Source organism: Qipengyuania sp. ASV99 (assembly GCF_047872805.1).
In the GTDB taxonomy this organism is placed as follows: domain Bacteria; phylum Pseudomonadota; class Alphaproteobacteria; order Sphingomonadales; family Sphingomonadaceae; genus Erythrobacter.
The window spans coordinates 1-15,702 of the sequence record NZ_JBLQUK010000015.1; the positions used below are offsets into that span (position 1 = coordinate 1).

Sequence of the window (15,702 nt, forward strand, 5' to 3'; positions counted from 1 at the left end):
AAACTTGTTCGTTGTCTTGCTCATAAGGACTCCATCTACTCAAGAGTTGGAGCCTCCGACAATCCCGGGGCGGTTCAATCATTACAGAGGAGCAGTTCTTTTCGGTCCAAAAGGCACTTCGCGATCGTGCACCAAACAAGACCGCTCCGCGCCTAACCACGAGTGCGGTACTCCTTGGCGGGATTGCCTACTGTGGATGCCCGGACTGCCATTCGCCGTTGCAACTTGCGACTGGAACAAGCCGAACCGGTCAAGTGCACCGCTACTACAAGTGCTCCAACCGGATCATCCGTGGCGAATGTCCCGCCGAAAAGCCAATCACAATCCGCGAAGACGAACTTGACGAGATCGTGATCAGCGCGATCTGCGACGATGTTCTTCAGCCCGACAGGCTTCAAGCAATTGTCAAAGCATTCGCCGAGTTTGAAGCTGATGGTCAAGCGGAAGCGTCTGAGCGGATCAAAGCTCTCAAAGATCATCTTCGTGGCGTAAAGAGCAGGATCGACAACCTTTACGAAGCCATCGAAACCATGGGGCTGACTGAGGATGGGACAAGAGAGCGCCTCTCGAAGCTCAATCATGAACGACGGGAGCTAGAGCAACATATCTCTTCCCAGCAGTCACTCTTGGAAGGATCAAGCAAGCCAATCTCTTTGGATGATGCCGAGCAATTGGCCACCAAGATCAAGGAGAACCTGTTAAGCTCGGACATTAATATTTTGCGCAGGTATGTGCGCAATTTCGTCAAGATCGTTGTAGTTGGAGAAAACGACATCTTCATCGGCGGTCACAAATCCACTCTCGCTGAAGCAGCTAAGGGGATTGAGGCGAGTGACCAGAGCCGACAAACCATGGTTCGCGGTTCTGTGCAAGAATGGCTGGGGTGGCAGGATTCGAACCTGCGCATGCCGGTACCAAAAACCAGTGCCTTACCACTTGGCTACACCCCAACAGAGCGGCGTCGTATAGCGGTTCCCGCGCAGATGTGAAGGGTGTATGGTTGGTTATTCAGAAGTCGCTCGCCGCCCAGCCAGACCGGCTTCGACCGTAGCAATGGTCTTGTGATCCAACCGGTAGAACAGCATAGCCGCCCCGGCTGGGATCAGGATCAGCGCGGGCATCACGGCAAAGGCAAAATGGATACCCGCAATCGCTCCGGCGCTTTGCTGTGCGCCTGCGACAAAGCCGGTCAGATCGAGCACCAACCCCGGCAGCGCGCCGCCTAACCCCATGCCGATCTTCACTGCAAAAATCGACGCGGAAACGGTCAGCGCCGTCATCTGCTGACCCGATTTCCAGTCGATATATTCGGCGATGTCGGTGAACATTGAGAAGGCCAGAACCATCAAGAAGCCAAACCCGATCCCGACCAGATATTGTGCGATAGTCTGGGGCCACACGGCATCCAGCGGCACGCTTGCAAAGGCGATGATGCCGATAATCTTCAATGTTCCGCCGCAGATAATCAGATGCGCTTTTTCAAACCGGCTTTGAAGCCTATAGCCAAGGATCACTCCGGTGACCTGACCCAGCGCCAAAGCGGTCAGAAACAGACCGAAACGGTCGAGAAACAGAAACACCGGAGCGCCGTCATCCCCAGCGACATATTTGAAGAAAAACCGCGCGGTCGATGCCCTGCTGGAGATCGACAACACACCGAACACGGCCGACACCGCCACCGCGATCCACGCGCCGGTCCGCACCAGAATTCCCAGGTCACCGCTGATGGAATTGTTGGTCGCTGCCGCCGGAATGCGTTCTTTGGTGGCGGCGAATGTGGTCCAAAAGATAAACACTGAAACAGCAGCAAAGATGCCCATTGTCAGCATGATCCCGCGTGCTTCGTCGCCTTCGCCAAGCTCGCGCACCAATGTTGTGGCCAGCACGCCGACGACGATCCCTGCCAGGCCGGAAAAGAACATGCGGTATGCCGTGACGTTTGCCCGCTGCTTGGCCGAAGGTGAGATGACCCCCAATAGCCCGGAATAGGGCACATTGACCGCAGTGAATGCCAGCATCGCAAGGCCATAAGTCACATAGGCCCAGACCAGCAGCCAGCCCGTCGACATTGGCGGCGCGGCGAAAATGGCAAAGCCGGTGATGCCAAACGGCACCGCGCCGAACAGCAGATAGGGCCGATACCGTCCCCAGCGCGTGCGCGTGCGGTCGCTGATTGCGCCCATGATCGGATCGGTGACCGCGTCGAACACCCGCGATAGCAGCATCATCAGCGCCATGGCTGCCGGTGCCACTCCGCCCAGATCGACGAAGAAGAACAAGAGATAGGCGCCAAAGAAATTGAGATAGAGGCCAGAAGGCACATCGCCGACGCCGTAGCCCAGCTTTTCCTTCAGGCGGATTTTCTCATGCGGCTCAGCGGCCAAGCGTTGATCCTCTTCACCGCGACAATGGGCCGGAAGCGGTTAAACTTCCAGCCCATTTCGTAACCCGGTCCAATCGAAGAATCAGAAGGTGAAATCGAGGTTCTTGCCGTCAAAATCTGCCGCTGAATGACGCGCCGCGAGCTGCTGATCCTCATCGCCCCAGACCTTGTTGACCAGTCGCCCGCGCCGCACGCCCGGACGCTGCGCTATCTCGCGCGCCCAACGGGCGACGTTGGTGTATTGGTCTATCGACAGAAAGGTCTTTGCCTCGTTGTAGATCGTGCCGGCTACAAACGGGGCCAGCCACGGGAAATTGGCGATGTCAGCGATGGTGTATTCGTCGCCCGCAAGGAAGCGCGTTTCTGCGAGGCGCTTGTCCGCAACGTCGAAAATGCGCTTGGCTTCCATCGCATAGCGGTTGATCGGATATTCGTATTTTTCCGGCGCATAGGCATAGAAATGGCCAAACCCGCCGCCAATAAAGGGGCCGGTGCCGACCTGCCAGAACACCCATGACAGCACCTCTGCGCGCCTTGCCGGATCGCTGGGGAGGAATGCGCCGAATTTCTCCGCCAGATGGACCAGAATCGCGCCCGATTCGAACACCCGGAACTCGCGCTCACCGCTGGCATCCACCAGCGCCGGAATTTTCGAATTGGGATTGATGTCAACAAAGCCGCTGGTGAATTGCTGCCCGTCGCTGATGTTGACGGTGAAGGCGTCATATTCGGCGCCACTGTGGCCGAGTTCGAGTAATTCTTCGAGCATGACCGTGACTTTCACCCCATTGGGCGTGGCGAGCGAATAGAGCTGGAAGGGATTATTGCCGCGCGGCAGCTCCTTTTGCTCACGCGCACCGGCGGTGGGGCGGTTGATCCCCGCAAAGCGGCCGCCCGAAACAGTGTCGGCGTCCCAGATTGTTGGCGGGATGTAGGTGGGATCGGACATATGCGTGTCTCCTGTGATGGGAAGGAATGTTCCTGACGCTCCCTTGCCGAGCCAATTGGCGCTTTGCCCGCGATTGCGCAACTGCGCGCGCGCATGGTTTCGCTGTCAACGCGGAAAGTCAGGCTTTCCATAGCCCTAGGAAGCCGCCCGCTTTGTCGCTAGAGCGGGGGCGAAAGCTAACCGGAGCGCCCGCGCATCATGGCCGAAACATCGCATCCATTCTATGACATGCACGCCCACGGCTTTGTCCGGGTGGCAACCGCGACGCCTTCGCTTCGCACCGCCGATGTAGGCTATAACGTCGAAGGCGTGCTGGCAGAGGCGCGGCGCGCGCATGAACAGAATGTCGATCTGGTGGTTTATCCCGAACTGTGCGTGTCGTCCTATGCGATTGACGATCTGCATTTGCAGAACGCGCTGCTCGATGCGGCAGAAGCGGCGATTGGCACGATTGCAGCGGCGAGCGCGGATCTGACGCCGGTGCTGGTGGTGGGCGCAGCGCTGCGCCGCAACGCCAAGCTGTACAATTGCGCGGTGGTGATCGCGGGGGGCGAAGTGCTCGGCGTGATCCCCAAGAGCTATCTGCCCAATTACCGCGAATTCTATGAAAAGCGCTGGTTCGCGCATGGCCGCAATTGCCAGGATTTGTGGATCGGCATCAACGGAGATGAAGTGCCGTTTGGCACCGATCTGATATTCTCGGCGGCGAATTTGCCCGGCTTCACTTTTGGCGTGGAAATCTGCGAGGATTTCTGGGCACCCAATCCGCCGGGGACATTGGCGGCGCTCGCCGGGGCGCTGATCCTGTGCAATCTTTCCGCCTCGCCCGTCACGATCGGGCGCGCCGATGATCGCCATTTGCATTGCCGGTCGAGCAGCTCGCGCTCAATCTGCGCCTATGTCTATTCTGCCAGCGGTCACGGTGAAAGCACCACCGATCTGGCATGGGACGGGCAGGGCGTGATCTATGAGCTTGGCGGATTGCTGAAAGAAAGCGTGCGCTTCGACCTCGACCCGGAACTCTGCGTGGTCGACATCGACACAGACCGGATCGCGGGCGAGCGGATGCGCAACCAGACCTTTTCCGACGCGGCAGAGGCCCATGGCCGGCCCGAAGATACTTTCCGCAAGATTGTGTTCGAACATGCTCATACGGCGGGCGATGTCGGCCTGATCCGACCCGTTGCGCGTTTCCCCTTCGTGCCCAGCAACGCCAAGACGCTGGACGAGGATTGTTACGAGGCGTTCAATATTCAGGTCGATGCCCTGATGCGGCGTATTCAGGCGACCAAGGCCAAGAGCCTCGTGATCGGTATCTCGGGCGGGCTGGACAGCACCCATGCGCTGATCGTTGCGGCGAAAGCTTGCGACCGGCTGGGCCTGCCGCGGACCACCATTCGCGGGTACACCATGCCCGGTTTTGCCACCTCTGACATGACCAAAGGCAACGCATGGAAGCTGATGGAAGCCTTTGGCATCACGTCCGAAGAGATTGACATTCGCCCCGCCGCCAACCGGATGCTGGAAGACATGGGCCATCCCTTCGCCAAGGGCGAGCCGCATTACGACGTGACGTTCGAGAACGTGCAGGCGGGCCTGCGCACCGATTACCTGTTCCGTCTCGCTGGCCAGCACCAGGGATTCGTCGTCGGGACGGGCGATTTGTCCGAATTGGCGCTGGGCTGGTGCACCTACGGAGTGGGCGATCACATGAGCCATTACGGCATCAATTCGGGCGTGCCCAAGACGTTGATCCGTTACCTGATCCGCTGGACAGTGGCGACGCAGCAATTCTCCGAACAATGCGGCGAAGTCCTGACGGCGGTGTACGATACGGTGATTTCGCCCGAACTCGTGCCCGCCGGAGAAGATGGAGCAATCCAGGACACAGAGGCGCATATCGGCCCCTATGAACTCAACGATTTCTTCCTCCATCACACGATCAGGTTTGGCCAGCGTCCGGGCAAAATCGCCTTTCTGGCGTGGCATGCGTGGCGCGAAGCGGCGGCCGGAGCATGGCCCGCCGGTTTTCCCGAGCATCGCAAGAACGAGTATCATCTGGCGGAAATCGCCCGCTGGCTGGAAAACTTCCTGAGGCGTTTCTTCGCCTTCTCTCAGTTCAAACGCAGCGCGATCCCCAATGGGCCGAAAGTCTCTTCGCAAGGGGCGCTGTCTCCGCGCGGCGACTGGCGCGCGCCCAGCGACGCGGTGGCCGATGTGTGGTTGAAGGACCTGCGCGACAATCTGCCGCCTGACGTGCTGAACCCGTGAACGCATCAACCCTCGCCATATTGCTTGCCTGCAACATCGTCTGGGCGCTGAACGTGGTTGTAAGCAAACTTGCGGTCGACGATTTCGGCGTTCCGCCGCTGTTCTACACGGTGCTGCGTTCGGTGCTGGTGGTGGCGGTGCTGTTTCCGCTGCTGCGCCCGCTGCCCGCGCAATTGGGGCGCGTTCTGCTCATCGGTTTTGCGATCAGCGGCGGATCCTTCGCGCTGCTGTTCATCGGGCTGCAGACCGCCTCGCCCTCGGCAGCCGGGATCGTCAATTTGTCGGGTGCGCCGCTGACGGTGCTGTTCGCGATCCTGTTCCTCAAGGAAGAGGTGCGCTGGCGGCGCGGGATCGGCATGGCCCTGACGCTTGGCGGTGTGGTGATGGCGATTGGATCGCCTGCCGGTTCGCAAAGCGGGATTGGCCTTGCGTTTGTTTTCGCCTCGGCGCTGCTCGGCGCGCTGGGGTCGGTGTTCGTCAAACGGCTGGAGATTGGCTCGGCGGCATTGCAGGCATGGGCGGCACTGATTTCCATTGCCGCGATCCTGCCGATGACGCTGGCGTTTGAAAGCGGGCAGATGGCTGCGGTTACTGCCGCGCCGTGGGAAGTCGCCGGCTGCGTGGTGTTTGCAGGATTGATCGTGTCGGTGGGCGCGCATTCGGCCTACTTCAAACTGTTGAAATTGCACGATGCGAACCTGATCGTGCCGCTGACGCTGCTGACCCCGCTGCTCACCATCGGCTTTGGTGCGTGGCTGACCGGCGATCCCATTGGTTGGCGCTTGTTAGCTGGAGCGGGGGTTGCGATGAGCGGCGTTGCGATTATCGTGCTGCGGCCCAGCCGCAAGCTGTTCAAACCGCTGCTGGTGCGCCCGCGGATCTGAATGGAAGGCTCGCCGGGCGCTGAACCAAAGCGCCCGGCGAGCTTGAGTAAGTCAGCGGTTGATCAGGCGATCAACTGCCCAACCTTTTCATGCGCCGCCGCGATCTTGTCGGCACCGTCTGCGCCCATGATCCCGTCGGCGGCGATGATCTCGACATCTTTGATCCCGAGAAAGCCCAGGAAGAACACAAGCCAGCGTGACATGAAGTCGATCTCGCTGCCAATCGGCGTCCCGCCAGATGCGATGGCGAGATAGACCTTCTTGCCAGTGAGCAGGCCCACTGGCCCGGTTTCGGTGTATTGGAACGTGGTCCCCGCGCGTGCGACCAGATCGGCCCAGGCCTTCACCGTCGCGGGCACGCCGAAATTGTAGACCGGGCTGGCGATCACGATGGTGTCAGCCGCCTGAAGTTCTGCGATCAGCGTATCTGCGATGGCCGCGAGTTGCGTTTGATCGGGAGTGCGCGTGTCGATCGGCGTGAGGTTTGCGGCGAAACGTTCGGCGCTGACATAGGGCAGGTCGTTGGCGGCAAGATCGCGGCGGGTGACGCTGGCCCCGCCTTTGGCGACAAGCCCTTCGACCAGACGGTTGCCTAGGGCATTGGAAACGCTTTCGTCGCCGCGAATGCTGGCGGTGATGTGAAGGATATTGGACATGGGAAATGCTCCTGTGGAGGGTGAGAGGGGGTGGGGCCGACCGCAGGAGAGAGGGAGGGGGAATGCGGTCGGCCCCGAGGGAAGGCAATCAGGCAGCGTCGACAAGCACCACTTCGCTGTCTTCGAGCGCAGTGATCTGCACCTCTGCCAGCTGGGTGATCGCAACCCCGTCGCGGGCGCTGGCCTCCACATCGTTCACGCGCACCTTGCCGGTGGCGGGCACGAGGTAGAGGTGCCGATCAGCCGAGGCGGGCGTATAAGTCACGCTTTCACCGGCCTTGATCGTCGCACCAAGCACGCGGGCATTGGCGCGGATCGGCAGCGCGTCGTCGTCATTCACGACTCCGCTGGCGAGCGGGACGAAGGCTCCGGCGCGGGGCTCTTTGGGGAATTGCTTCGCGCCCCAGCTCGGTTCGCCGCCGCGCTGATCGGGAATGATCCAGATCTGGAACAGCGTGGTGTCCTCGCCTTCCAGATTGTATTCCGAATGGCGCACGCCGCTCCCGGCGCTCATCACTTGCACGTCGCCTGCTTCGGTGCGGCCTTCATTGCCCATGGAATCGCGATGGGTGATCGCGCCCGTGCGGACATAGGTGATGATCTCCATGTCACTGTGCGGATGCGTGGGAAACCCCGTGCCCGGCGCAATCTTGTCGTCGTTCCACACCCGAAGGCTGCCCCAATGGACGCGGGCGGGATCGTGATATCCACCAAAGGCAAAGTGGTGATGCGCATCGAGCCAACCGTGCTTGGCCGCGCCAAGCGTGCCAAAGGGGCGCAGTTCAATAATGGGTTCGTTCATGGCGTTTCTCCTGTTGCCGGAGTGGCCTCGGGATAGAGGCTCGCTCTGTTGAGATGGAGATAGGCGTCAGATGGTTGCCGGAAAACTGCGATAAAACTTGCCAAAATGTTCGGAATATTCGAACATAACCCGCATGAAGCTAGGTGATCCCAGTCTCGATCAATTGCGCATCTTCATCGAAGTGGTGGAGGCTGGCAGCTTTGGCGGCGCGGCGCGGCGGATGGGACGCGCGGTCTCCGCCATCAGCTACGGCATTGCGCAATTGGAGACGCAGTTGGCGGTCACGCTGTTTGAACGCGAAGGTTCGCGCAAACCGGTGCTGACCGAAGCGGGTGAGGGGCTGCTGGCCGAAGCGCGCGCCGTGGCGGACCGGGTCGATGGCCTGCTCGCCAAGACCCGCTCGCTCCACGCTGGGCTTGAAAGCAATCTTGGTCTGGTGCTCGATGTGATGCTGCCGGGCGAGGTCACTGCGCAGGTGCTGCGCGATTTCCGCGCAATATTCCCGACGGTCGCGCTGCGGCTGCGGGTGGAAGGGCTCGGCGCGGTGGTCGAATGTTTGCTGGACGAAGGCGCTCAGCTTGCCATCGGCGGCCCGATTATCGGTGAGGAAGCGGCGCTGGAACGGCAGGCGGTGGGCGCGGTGGACCTGATCCCGGTTGCATCGCCCGACCACCCGCTGGCACGCTGCGGCATTGTGCCGGGAGAAAGCCGCAAACATCTGCAACTCGTGCTGTCGGACCGATCACGCCGCACCGAGGGGCGCGAATTTTCCGTCCTCAGCCCGCTGACCTGGCGGCTGGGCGATCTTGGGGCCAAGCACACTTTGCTGAAAGCGGGGCTGGGTTGGGGCAATATGCCGCGCGAGATGGTGGCGAGCGATCTCGCCTCGGGCGCGCTGGTGGAGTTGGACCTGCCCGAACGGCCGGGCGCACATTATCAACTAAGCGCGCTATGGCGCCGCGACACGCGGCTTGGCCCGGCAACCAGTTGGCTGATCGATGCCTTTCGGGATGGCTTAGCAGCTAGGGCCTGAGCCTATATGAAGTCGCGGTTTTCGCGCAGCCAGCGTTCGGCAGTCCTCACATCGTCGAAGAATTCCACTTCGAGCCCCTTGCTGACCCGCTTGTACTGCATTTTCATCAGCGCCGTTGCATTGATAATCGCCACGCGTTGCAGCCCGAACTTGCGGGCATTGGCAAGGTGGTCCGCCACCAGATCGGCGGTTTCGCGGTCCTGCGGCAAAGCGTCGGTGAAATCGCCCAAGGCGTAGATCGGTTTGCCGGCCTTGATGAGAGGAAGAGTTTTCTGATTAAGCTCTTCCAGAAACCGCCGCATCGTCTCAGGATTCCAGAATCCCGCGCAGGCGAAATGAATCTCGCAGCGCGGCTCAATCAACTCTGACGAATAGAAATTTGCTGTTACGCTCATCAAGTCTGCATTAGCCAGCTTTGGTGAAGCTTCGGTTAAGTCCCGGCTTGCCGTAGCGTCATGGACCAAATCGGATCGCCGGATCGCCCGCTTTCCAAGGCACGAATTTGGGCATGATTCTGGCGAAGAGATCGCTGGCCAGGTGCGTCTTGAGCCATGGGTGCAGATGCGGCAAATCCTGCGCGTCGAACCAGTCCCGGTCGTGATTGGCAAACTGCCGGATGAAGGGAAACAGCGCCGCATCGGCCAAGGTGCGGGTGGCACTGCACATCTGACCCTGCGCGGCTAGACGCGCGTCCCATTGTTTAAGGATCGCCAGCCCCTCGGCGCGGTGGTCCACCCCGTCGGGTTCGTAGCGGTTTGGGTATTTGTAGCGGTCGAGATGGTGCTTGAACTTCCCATCTGCCAATTCGATCAATGCAGCATCATCGCCCGCCAGCCAGCCTTCGGGGTCGCTCTGCGCGAGCGCCCAGCGCATCACCGCGATGCTATCATCGATCACCTCGCCGCCGGGCAGGACCAGCACCGGCACGGTTCCCTTGGGGCTCGCTTCGAGCATTTGCGGTGGCTTGTCGGCAAGTTTGACCTCGCGCAGTTCCACTACAATTCCGGCGATCCACAAAGCCATGCGCGCGCGCATCGCATAGGGGCATCGGCGGAACGAATAGAGGATCGGCAGCGCGCTCACCCGCCGTCCTTGCTGCGCGCATTTTCCAGTTCGCGCTGGCGTTGGCGCTCGGCATAGCGGGCACGTTGTTCTGCGGTTTTCTCGTCGATGCAGCGCGGGCAGCTGATGCCTTCCTCAAACGCGGCGCTGGCCTTGTCGGCTGCGCTGATCGGGCGGCGGCAGGCGCGGCACAGGCCGTATTCGCCGGGTTCGAGCCCGTGGCGCACCGTCACACGCTCATCAAAGACGAAGCAGTCGCCCTGCCACTTGCTCTGGTCCTGCGGCACTTGTTCGAGATATTTGAGGATGCCGCCTTTCAGGTGGAACACGTCCTCGATCCCTTCGGAGCGCAGGAAGCTGGTCGATTTCTCGCAGCGGATGCCCCCGGTGCAGAACATGGCGACGCGCTTCTTGCCCGCGAGCAATTCCTCGCGGTGGGCGCGAAACCATTCGGGAAAGTCGCGGAAGGATTGGGTGGCCGGATCGACCGCGCCTTCGAACGTGCCGACCGCCACTTCGTAATCGTTGCGCGTGTCGATCACCACGGTGCCGGGATCGGAGATCAGCGCGTTCCAGTCCTGCGGATCGACATAGCGCCCGACGCTGTGGCGCGGATCGATATCGGGCTCGCCCATGGTGACGATCTCGCGCTTCAGCCGCACCTTCATCCGGTGGAACGGCATTTCGGGCGCGTGCGAGAATTTGACCTCGGTATCGAAGCAGCCGGGGAGGGCGCGGATATGATCGAGCACGGCGGCAATGGCGTTGTCGGTTCCCGCAATGGTGCCGTTGATGCCTTCCTTGGCGAGCAGCAACGTGCCCTTGACACCAACGTCTTCGCACGCGGCGAGCAGCGGAGCGCGCAGGGCTGCGGGATCGGGGAAGGGCGTGAACTTGTAGAGCGCGGCGACTTGGATCGAGTCAGTCATTGGTCAACCTGTCCACGCTACATCCATCGATCGCAACTCGGTATTCGTCGTCGCGGCGTTCGAGCCTAATCTGGCCTTGCACCTTACATCCCGCGAAGTCGCTGGCGCGTCCGCGAACAAGCTGTTCTCCGCCATCTTTTGTCAGAACGACTGCACCTTTGCCGTTTCCATAGAAGCTTACGATTTGTGCCGTCTCAAAGCGTGGCGGGGTTTTTAATCTTCCGGCTTCGTTCCAAACATAGAAGCCAAGGATTGCCGCCAATGCCAGCATGACCAGATAGAAACCGAGCGTTGAAGGAGAAATTCTCCCGCCGAGTGGCTGCAATTCGCTTAAGTCTGTCAAACCCGCATCTCCCAGCCGTGCTTGTCCTCGACCGCGCCGTCTTGCACGCCGGTCAGCTCTTTGCACGCGGCGAGCAGCGGCTCGCGCAGCGAGGCAGGATCGGGGAAAGGCGTGAACTTGTAGAGCGCGGCGACTTGGATGGGATCGAAAGTCATTCTGTCCGGCGACTGCCGGGCAGACATCCATCAGACACGCTTCTCATTTTGCCGTTGAATTCTTCGAGTTCAATCTTCGCACCTACCGGGCAACGTCCCCATTGTTCAACTGTCAGGGTTATCTGATGCGTGGTCCCGTCCGGGATTCTTACCCAGATTGCGGGTATTGGGTGTGTCCTTGTCGAAACGGAACCTCTCCACTGGATTTCTCCGACGAGTGCCTCTCCGCCCAGTTTCATCGGTCGACCTTGAACGTACCACAAGGCGGCCAACAGCGCGGCCGCCCCAAGCAGGCAGAGGAACAAGAATGCGCTTGAACTTCGCCAAATCGATGGTGCAAGCGGATCACCCACAGATCAAACCCGTATCACCCAGCCGTGCTTGTCCTCGACCGTGCCGTTCTGCACGCCGGTCAGCTTTTCACGCATCTTCTGCGCCATCTGGCCGATGCCGCCGGTGCCGATGGTGAATTCTCCGGCGGGGGAGGCGACCGTGCCGACCGGGGTGACGACCGCCGCGGTGCCGCAAGCCAAGGTTTCGAGCAGCTCGCCGCTTTCGGCTTCCTCGCGCCATTGGGCGATGGAGTAAGGCTCCTCGCGCACCTCAAGCCCTTCCTCGCGCAGCATGGCGATAAGGCTGTCGCGGGTGATGCCGGGCAGGATCGTGCCGGTGAGCGGCGGGGTGATGACACTGCCGTCGCGGCGCACGAAGAACAGGTTCATGCCGCCCAATTCCTCGACCCATTTGTGCTCGATCGCATCAAGGAACACCACCTGATCGCAGCCTTGGGCAATCGCCTCGGCCTGCGGCACAAGCGATGCGGCGTAATTGCCGCCGGTCTTGGCCGCGCCGGTGCCGCCGGGGGCGGCGCGGACGTAATCCTGCGACACCCAAATCTTCACCGGGTTCACGCCGCCCTTGAAGTAATTGCCGCTGGAAACGAGGATCACGACGAATTTGTATTGCTTCGCCGGACGCACGCCCAGAAACGCCTCGGATGCGAACATAAAGGGGCGGATATAAAGCGAGCCGCCCTCAACATCGGGCATCCAGTTGGCGTCGGTTTTCACCACCAGTTTCACCGCCTCAAGAAACAGCTCCTCGGGGATCTCGGGCATCGCCATCCGCCGCGCGCTGGCGTTGAAGCGCCGCGCATTCGCGTCGGGGCGGAACAGCGCAAGGCTGCCGTCAGGGTGGCGGTAGGCCTTCATCCCTTCAAAGATTTCCTGCGCATAATGCAGCACGCTCGCCGCCGGATCGAGCGCAATGGGTTCGCGCGGACCTATCCGCGCCGAATGCCAGCCGCCCTGATCTTCATCGAAATCGATGGTGACCATGTGATCGGTGAAGACCTTGCCAAAACCGGGATCGGCAATGCGCGCCTCGCGCTCGGCATCGGGTGTGGGCGAGGGGTGGGGGATTTTCTCGAATTGCATATCCGGCGATTAGTAAGGAGCGCCCCCAAGAGCAAGAATATTGGCCATAGCTGGTTCGGGCCACAGGCCCGCAAGCGCGGATGCGCCTTCGAAAAGAAAAAATGAAAAGGGCGCTTCCAGCCCGCCAGATGAAAACGGGGGTGGAAACGCCCTTTCATGGTCAGCGGCCAGGAAGTGCCGCTCACGAAACCTCACTCGGTAAGGAGACTGTTACCGAATATGCTCCGTAGGGATCTTCACCGACCTCGCTACTGAACCATGAGACATCGGATCACCTCCTTTCGCGCTAGATAGCCAAGACCTCGCCGTATCACCGGGGGCCGAGAGCCGCGTTCGCCGCTGGCCTCAAGTGCTGTTTTGAATCATGTGATTCGCGCGTGCAAGACTTGTAATTATCTTTTCCCACGTCATAATCGATGATCGTTGCGCAAAACGGCGCAGCACCGCCGCCTAGGGGAAACCCGGGCGTTTTTTATGCCTGTTGGCAGGATGTGGACAGGCTGCGCATAAGCCTGTGGATATTAACGTATAGAATCAGGAAATAGCCGACCTATCGGCAATCCTCGATCACCCTGCTCACCTCGGCCCAGGCGGGCAGATAGAGCGTGCGTTCGCCTTCGACCTCGACAGCAAAGCGGCCTTTGGTAAGCGCCATGGCGTCTAGGATCGGGTCGTTCACCGCAATATCTGCGTTCAGATAAGGGTTGGTGTCTTCGACTTGCACCACCTGCATTTGGCGTGTGGCGGTCTCTGTGCGGATAATCATTGCGCGCGGTGAAGCGGCGGTCCCCGAACGGAACAGTTCAATCTGGCCGCGTTGGCGGTCGCAGGCCATGATGAACTGGTCGCCCCTGTTTGCCGTAATGAAGATTGCGACTGGCCCGGAATCGCTGACTTCATATTCCCACACCCCCGGCGTTTGCGGCGCGTCGAGGAAATTGTCGTAGCGCGGCTCCTGCACCACCGGGGGCGGCATTTGCGTTGGTGTTGGGGCCGGGCGCACCACCGGCGGCGGGACAGGCGCAGGTGTTGGCGCCGAAACGCAGGCGGCGAGGCCAAAGGTCAACGCTATGGCGCCGGCGGCGTGAAGGTATGTCGCTTTCATGCGCCCTAAATGCGCGCTATCGGCTGAAGCGTCCATGACCAAACCGCCGAAATCCTCGAAAAAGAAGCGCGTCGATCACCTGCTGGTCGAGCGCGAGTTGGCCGAAAGCCGCACCCGCGCGCAGGCGCTGGTGATGGCGGGGCTGGTGTTTTCGGGCGAGGAGAAGGTCGCCAAGCCCGGTCAATCGGTGGCCGAGGATGCGCCGCTCGAAGTGCGCGGGCGCGATCACCCCTGGGTCAGCCGCGGCGGGATCAAGCTGGCGCATGCGATCGAACACTTTGGCCTCGATCCGGCGGGCGCGGTGGCGATGGATGTGGGCTCGTCCACCGGCGGGTTCACCGATGTGCTGCTGACCCACGGAGCCGACCATGTTTTCGCGGTGGATTCGGGCACCAACCAGCTCGCGTGGAAACTGCGGCAGGATGCGCGCGTCACGGTTCTCGAACAGACGAGCGCGCGGATCCTGACGCGCGACCATATTACCCGCGACTGCAATTGGGTGGTGTGCGATGCAAGCTTCATCAGCCTAGCCAAAGTGCTCGAACGCCCACTCGAACTGGCTGCGGTGCAATGCCGCCTGGTGGCGCTGATCAAGCCGCAATTCGAAGTCGCCCGCGAAGAAGTGGGCAAGGGCGGTGTGGTCCGCAATCCGGCGCTGCACGCGCGTGTGTGCGATGAAGTTTCGCAATGGCTCGAAGGGCTTGGCTGGGATATTGAAGGGATTGTCGAAAGTCCGATCACCGGCCCTCAGGGTAATGTTGAGTTTTTGATTTCCGCTATCAGGCAATAGCTCAATTCTTCGGGCCGCAGGCCCGCAAGGCCGACTGGCCGCCCGCAGCGATGCGACCTTCAGGTCGAATGAGCGAGGATTTCGCACGCCGGATGGCGTGCGGACATCACAACTCCAGCGACCCGATCTTTTCATCGAGATCAATCGGGATGTACGACAGCACCTCAGCTCCGCTCGCCTTTTCATAGGCCACGACTTCGCCATGCTCGCCAATCAGTTCTGCATGGCGGGCATCGCGCTGACGGATCAGATCGGCGATTTCATCGCGGTATAGCGCGACCATCGCGGTGACAAAGCGGTTGACCAGATCGTCTTCCTTGGTGTGGTCGACGTTAAAGCGGGGCAGATGCTCGATCATCACATCCGCCGGATAGAGAAATTCATTGGTCACAAACCTGTTTACGGTGAACCAGCTGCGCGGAATCCCTCGTGTATCGATCGACAGCGCGATCAGATGGGTCACATGCGCCCGCGCTTCCTCGCGCTGCGGCGGCCAGACCTTGGGCTCCAGTCCCTCGGGAAGCTGCGTCCGGTGCAGAAACAGGTGAAAATGGCCGTGCTCTTCCGGGTCGCGATCTCCCGGCGCATGAACGTGATAATACCAGCGCGCGCGGCAAAATTCGTCCCGCGCGTCGGCTTTGGGATAATGCGTCCAGAAATTCGCCCCATTTTCGGGCACCACGCGCAGCATCAGCGGGCGCTGTTCCAGCGCCATCGCGGTGATGGTTTCGATAACGATATGAGCGGCTTTGATTTGGGTGATGGGTGCAATTGTCATGGTGGCGATGTTGTAGCGATCCCAAGGCGAAGTTTCAAAAGGACAATTTATGCCCAAAGCACATTTGCCAATTGGTTTTTGAGCCTGCGCCGGACGCAAAACGGCCGATGGCAACTTGCGCTGCCA

At 60.6% G+C, this 15,702-nt stretch carries 16 protein-coding genes, 1 tRNA gene and 1 pseudogene; 5 read left to right on the plus strand and 13 right to left on the minus strand.

Features of this window, described 5'->3' with window-relative positions; genetic code table 11:
• Positions 1 to 218 precede the first annotated feature (218 nt).
• A pseudogene (locus ACM64M_RS13485) lies at positions 219 to 305 on the plus strand (hypothetical protein); the annotation flags it as partial.
• 570 nt (positions 306 to 875) lie between these two features.
• On the opposite strand, the gene ACM64M_RS13490 reads toward ACM64M_RS13485, so the two are convergent.
• The 3 genes from ACM64M_RS13490 to yghU form a co-directional block, all read right to left on the minus strand.
• Positions 876 to 950, minus strand: a tRNA-Gln gene (locus ACM64M_RS13490).
• Positions 951 to 1,004: 54 nt separating this feature from the next.
• Complete coding sequence (locus ACM64M_RS13495; RefSeq protein WP_416229230.1) at positions 1,005 to 2,384, minus strand: MFS transporter; 1,380 nt, start codon at positions 2,382 to 2,384, stop codon at positions 1,005 to 1,007.
• A gap of 81 nt (positions 2,385 to 2,465) precedes the next feature.
• Positions 2,466 to 3,332 (minus strand): glutathione-dependent disulfide-bond oxidoreductase, encoded by an 867-nt coding sequence (yghU, locus tag ACM64M_RS13500; RefSeq protein ID WP_416229231.1) that lies wholly within the window; start codon positions 3,330 to 3,332, stop codon positions 2,466 to 2,468.
• Between the two features lie 198 nt (positions 3,333 to 3,530).
• On the opposite strand from yghU, the gene ACM64M_RS13505 reads away from it, so the two are divergent.
• Together ACM64M_RS13505 and ACM64M_RS13510 are read left to right on the plus strand one after the other, a co-directional pair.
• Positions 3,531 to 5,603 carry an NAD(+) synthase gene (locus ACM64M_RS13505; RefSeq protein ID WP_416229232.1) on the plus strand — a complete coding sequence of 691 codons (2,073 nt, stop codon included), beginning with the start codon at positions 3,531 to 3,533 and terminating at the stop codon, positions 5,601 to 5,603.
• On the plus strand, positions 5,600 to 6,487 hold the full coding sequence (locus ACM64M_RS13510; RefSeq protein ID WP_416229233.1) for a DMT family transporter: 888 nt from the start codon (positions 5,600 to 5,602) through the stop codon (positions 6,485 to 6,487). The genes ACM64M_RS13505 and ACM64M_RS13510 overlap by 4 nt, the downstream gene beginning before the upstream one ends.
• Positions 6,488 to 6,549: 62 nt before the next feature.
• Here ACM64M_RS13510 and ACM64M_RS13515 read toward each other — a convergent pair whose 3' ends face one another.
• Together ACM64M_RS13515 and ACM64M_RS13520 are read right to left on the minus strand one after the other, a co-directional pair.
• Positions 6,550 to 7,143, minus strand: a complete 594-nt coding sequence (locus ACM64M_RS13515; RefSeq protein WP_416229234.1) for an FMN-dependent NADH-azoreductase — start codon at positions 7,141 to 7,143, stop codon at positions 6,550 to 6,552.
• 88 nt (positions 7,144 to 7,231) lie between these two features.
• Positions 7,232 to 7,933 (minus strand): pirin family protein, encoded by a 702-nt coding sequence (locus ACM64M_RS13520; protein ID WP_416229305.1) that lies wholly within the window; start codon positions 7,931 to 7,933, stop codon positions 7,232 to 7,234.
• Positions 7,934 to 8,078: 145 nt separating this feature from the next.
• Here ACM64M_RS13520 and ACM64M_RS13525 point away from each other — a divergent pair, with 145 nt between their 5' ends.
• A complete protein-coding gene (locus tag ACM64M_RS13525; protein ID WP_416229235.1) occupies positions 8,079 to 8,978 on the plus strand; it encodes a LysR family transcriptional regulator in 900 nt (299 codons plus the stop codon).
• 2 nt (positions 8,979 to 8,980) lie between these two features.
• Here the strand turns inward: ACM64M_RS13525 and ACM64M_RS13530 are convergent, their stop codons facing one another.
• The 7 genes from ACM64M_RS13530 to ACM64M_RS13560 all read right to left on the minus strand — a co-directional run bounded on the left by ACM64M_RS13530 (position 8,981) and on the right by ACM64M_RS13560 (position 14,008).
• Entirely contained in the window at positions 8,981 to 9,373 is a 393-nt protein-coding gene (locus ACM64M_RS13530) for a hypothetical protein (RefSeq protein WP_416229236.1), read from the minus strand.
• Positions 9,374 to 9,431: 58 nt separating this feature from the next.
• Entirely contained in the window at positions 9,432 to 10,061 is a 630-nt protein-coding gene (locus tag ACM64M_RS13535) for a glutathione S-transferase (RefSeq protein ID WP_416229237.1), read from the minus strand.
• The gene (locus ACM64M_RS13540; RefSeq protein ID WP_416229238.1) at positions 10,058 to 10,969 is read right to left on the minus strand and encodes a rhodanese-related sulfurtransferase; all 912 of its coding nucleotides are present in this window, start codon (positions 10,967 to 10,969) and stop codon (positions 10,058 to 10,060) included. Before ACM64M_RS13540 ends, ACM64M_RS13535 begins: the two co-directional genes overlap by 4 nt.
• Positions 10,962 to 11,312 (minus strand): hypothetical protein, encoded by a 351-nt coding sequence (locus tag ACM64M_RS13545; RefSeq protein ID WP_416229239.1) that lies wholly within the window; start codon positions 11,310 to 11,312, stop codon positions 10,962 to 10,964. The genes ACM64M_RS13540 and ACM64M_RS13545 overlap by 8 nt, the downstream gene beginning before the upstream one ends.
• Positions 11,309 to 11,467, minus strand: coding sequence for a hypothetical protein (locus ACM64M_RS13550; protein ID WP_416229240.1), 159 nt, complete (start codon positions 11,465 to 11,467; stop codon positions 11,309 to 11,311). The genes ACM64M_RS13545 and ACM64M_RS13550 overlap by 4 nt, the downstream gene beginning before the upstream one ends.
• 356 nt (positions 11,468 to 11,823) lie before the next feature.
• Complete coding sequence (locus tag ACM64M_RS13555) at positions 11,824 to 12,903, minus strand: branched-chain amino acid aminotransferase (RefSeq protein ID WP_416229241.1); 1,080 nt, start codon at positions 12,901 to 12,903, stop codon at positions 11,824 to 11,826.
• Positions 12,904 to 13,453: 550 nt separating this feature from the next.
• The gene (locus ACM64M_RS13560) at positions 13,454 to 14,008 is read right to left on the minus strand and encodes a hypothetical protein (protein WP_416229242.1); all 555 of its coding nucleotides are present in this window, start codon (positions 14,006 to 14,008) and stop codon (positions 13,454 to 13,456) included.
• 34 nt (positions 14,009 to 14,042) lie between these two features.
• On the opposite strand from ACM64M_RS13560, the gene ACM64M_RS13565 reads away from it, so the two are divergent.
• Positions 14,043 to 14,798 carry a TlyA family RNA methyltransferase gene (locus ACM64M_RS13565; RefSeq protein WP_416229243.1) on the plus strand — a complete coding sequence of 252 codons (756 nt, stop codon included), beginning with the start codon at positions 14,043 to 14,045 and terminating at the stop codon, positions 14,796 to 14,798.
• 106 nt (positions 14,799 to 14,904) lie between these two features.
• Here ACM64M_RS13565 and ACM64M_RS13570 read toward each other — a convergent pair whose 3' ends face one another.
• Positions 14,905 to 15,576, minus strand: coding sequence for a DUF6969 family protein (locus tag ACM64M_RS13570; RefSeq protein ID WP_416229244.1), 672 nt, complete (start codon positions 15,574 to 15,576; stop codon positions 14,905 to 14,907).
• Between the last annotated feature and the right edge of the window lie 126 nt (positions 15,577 to 15,702).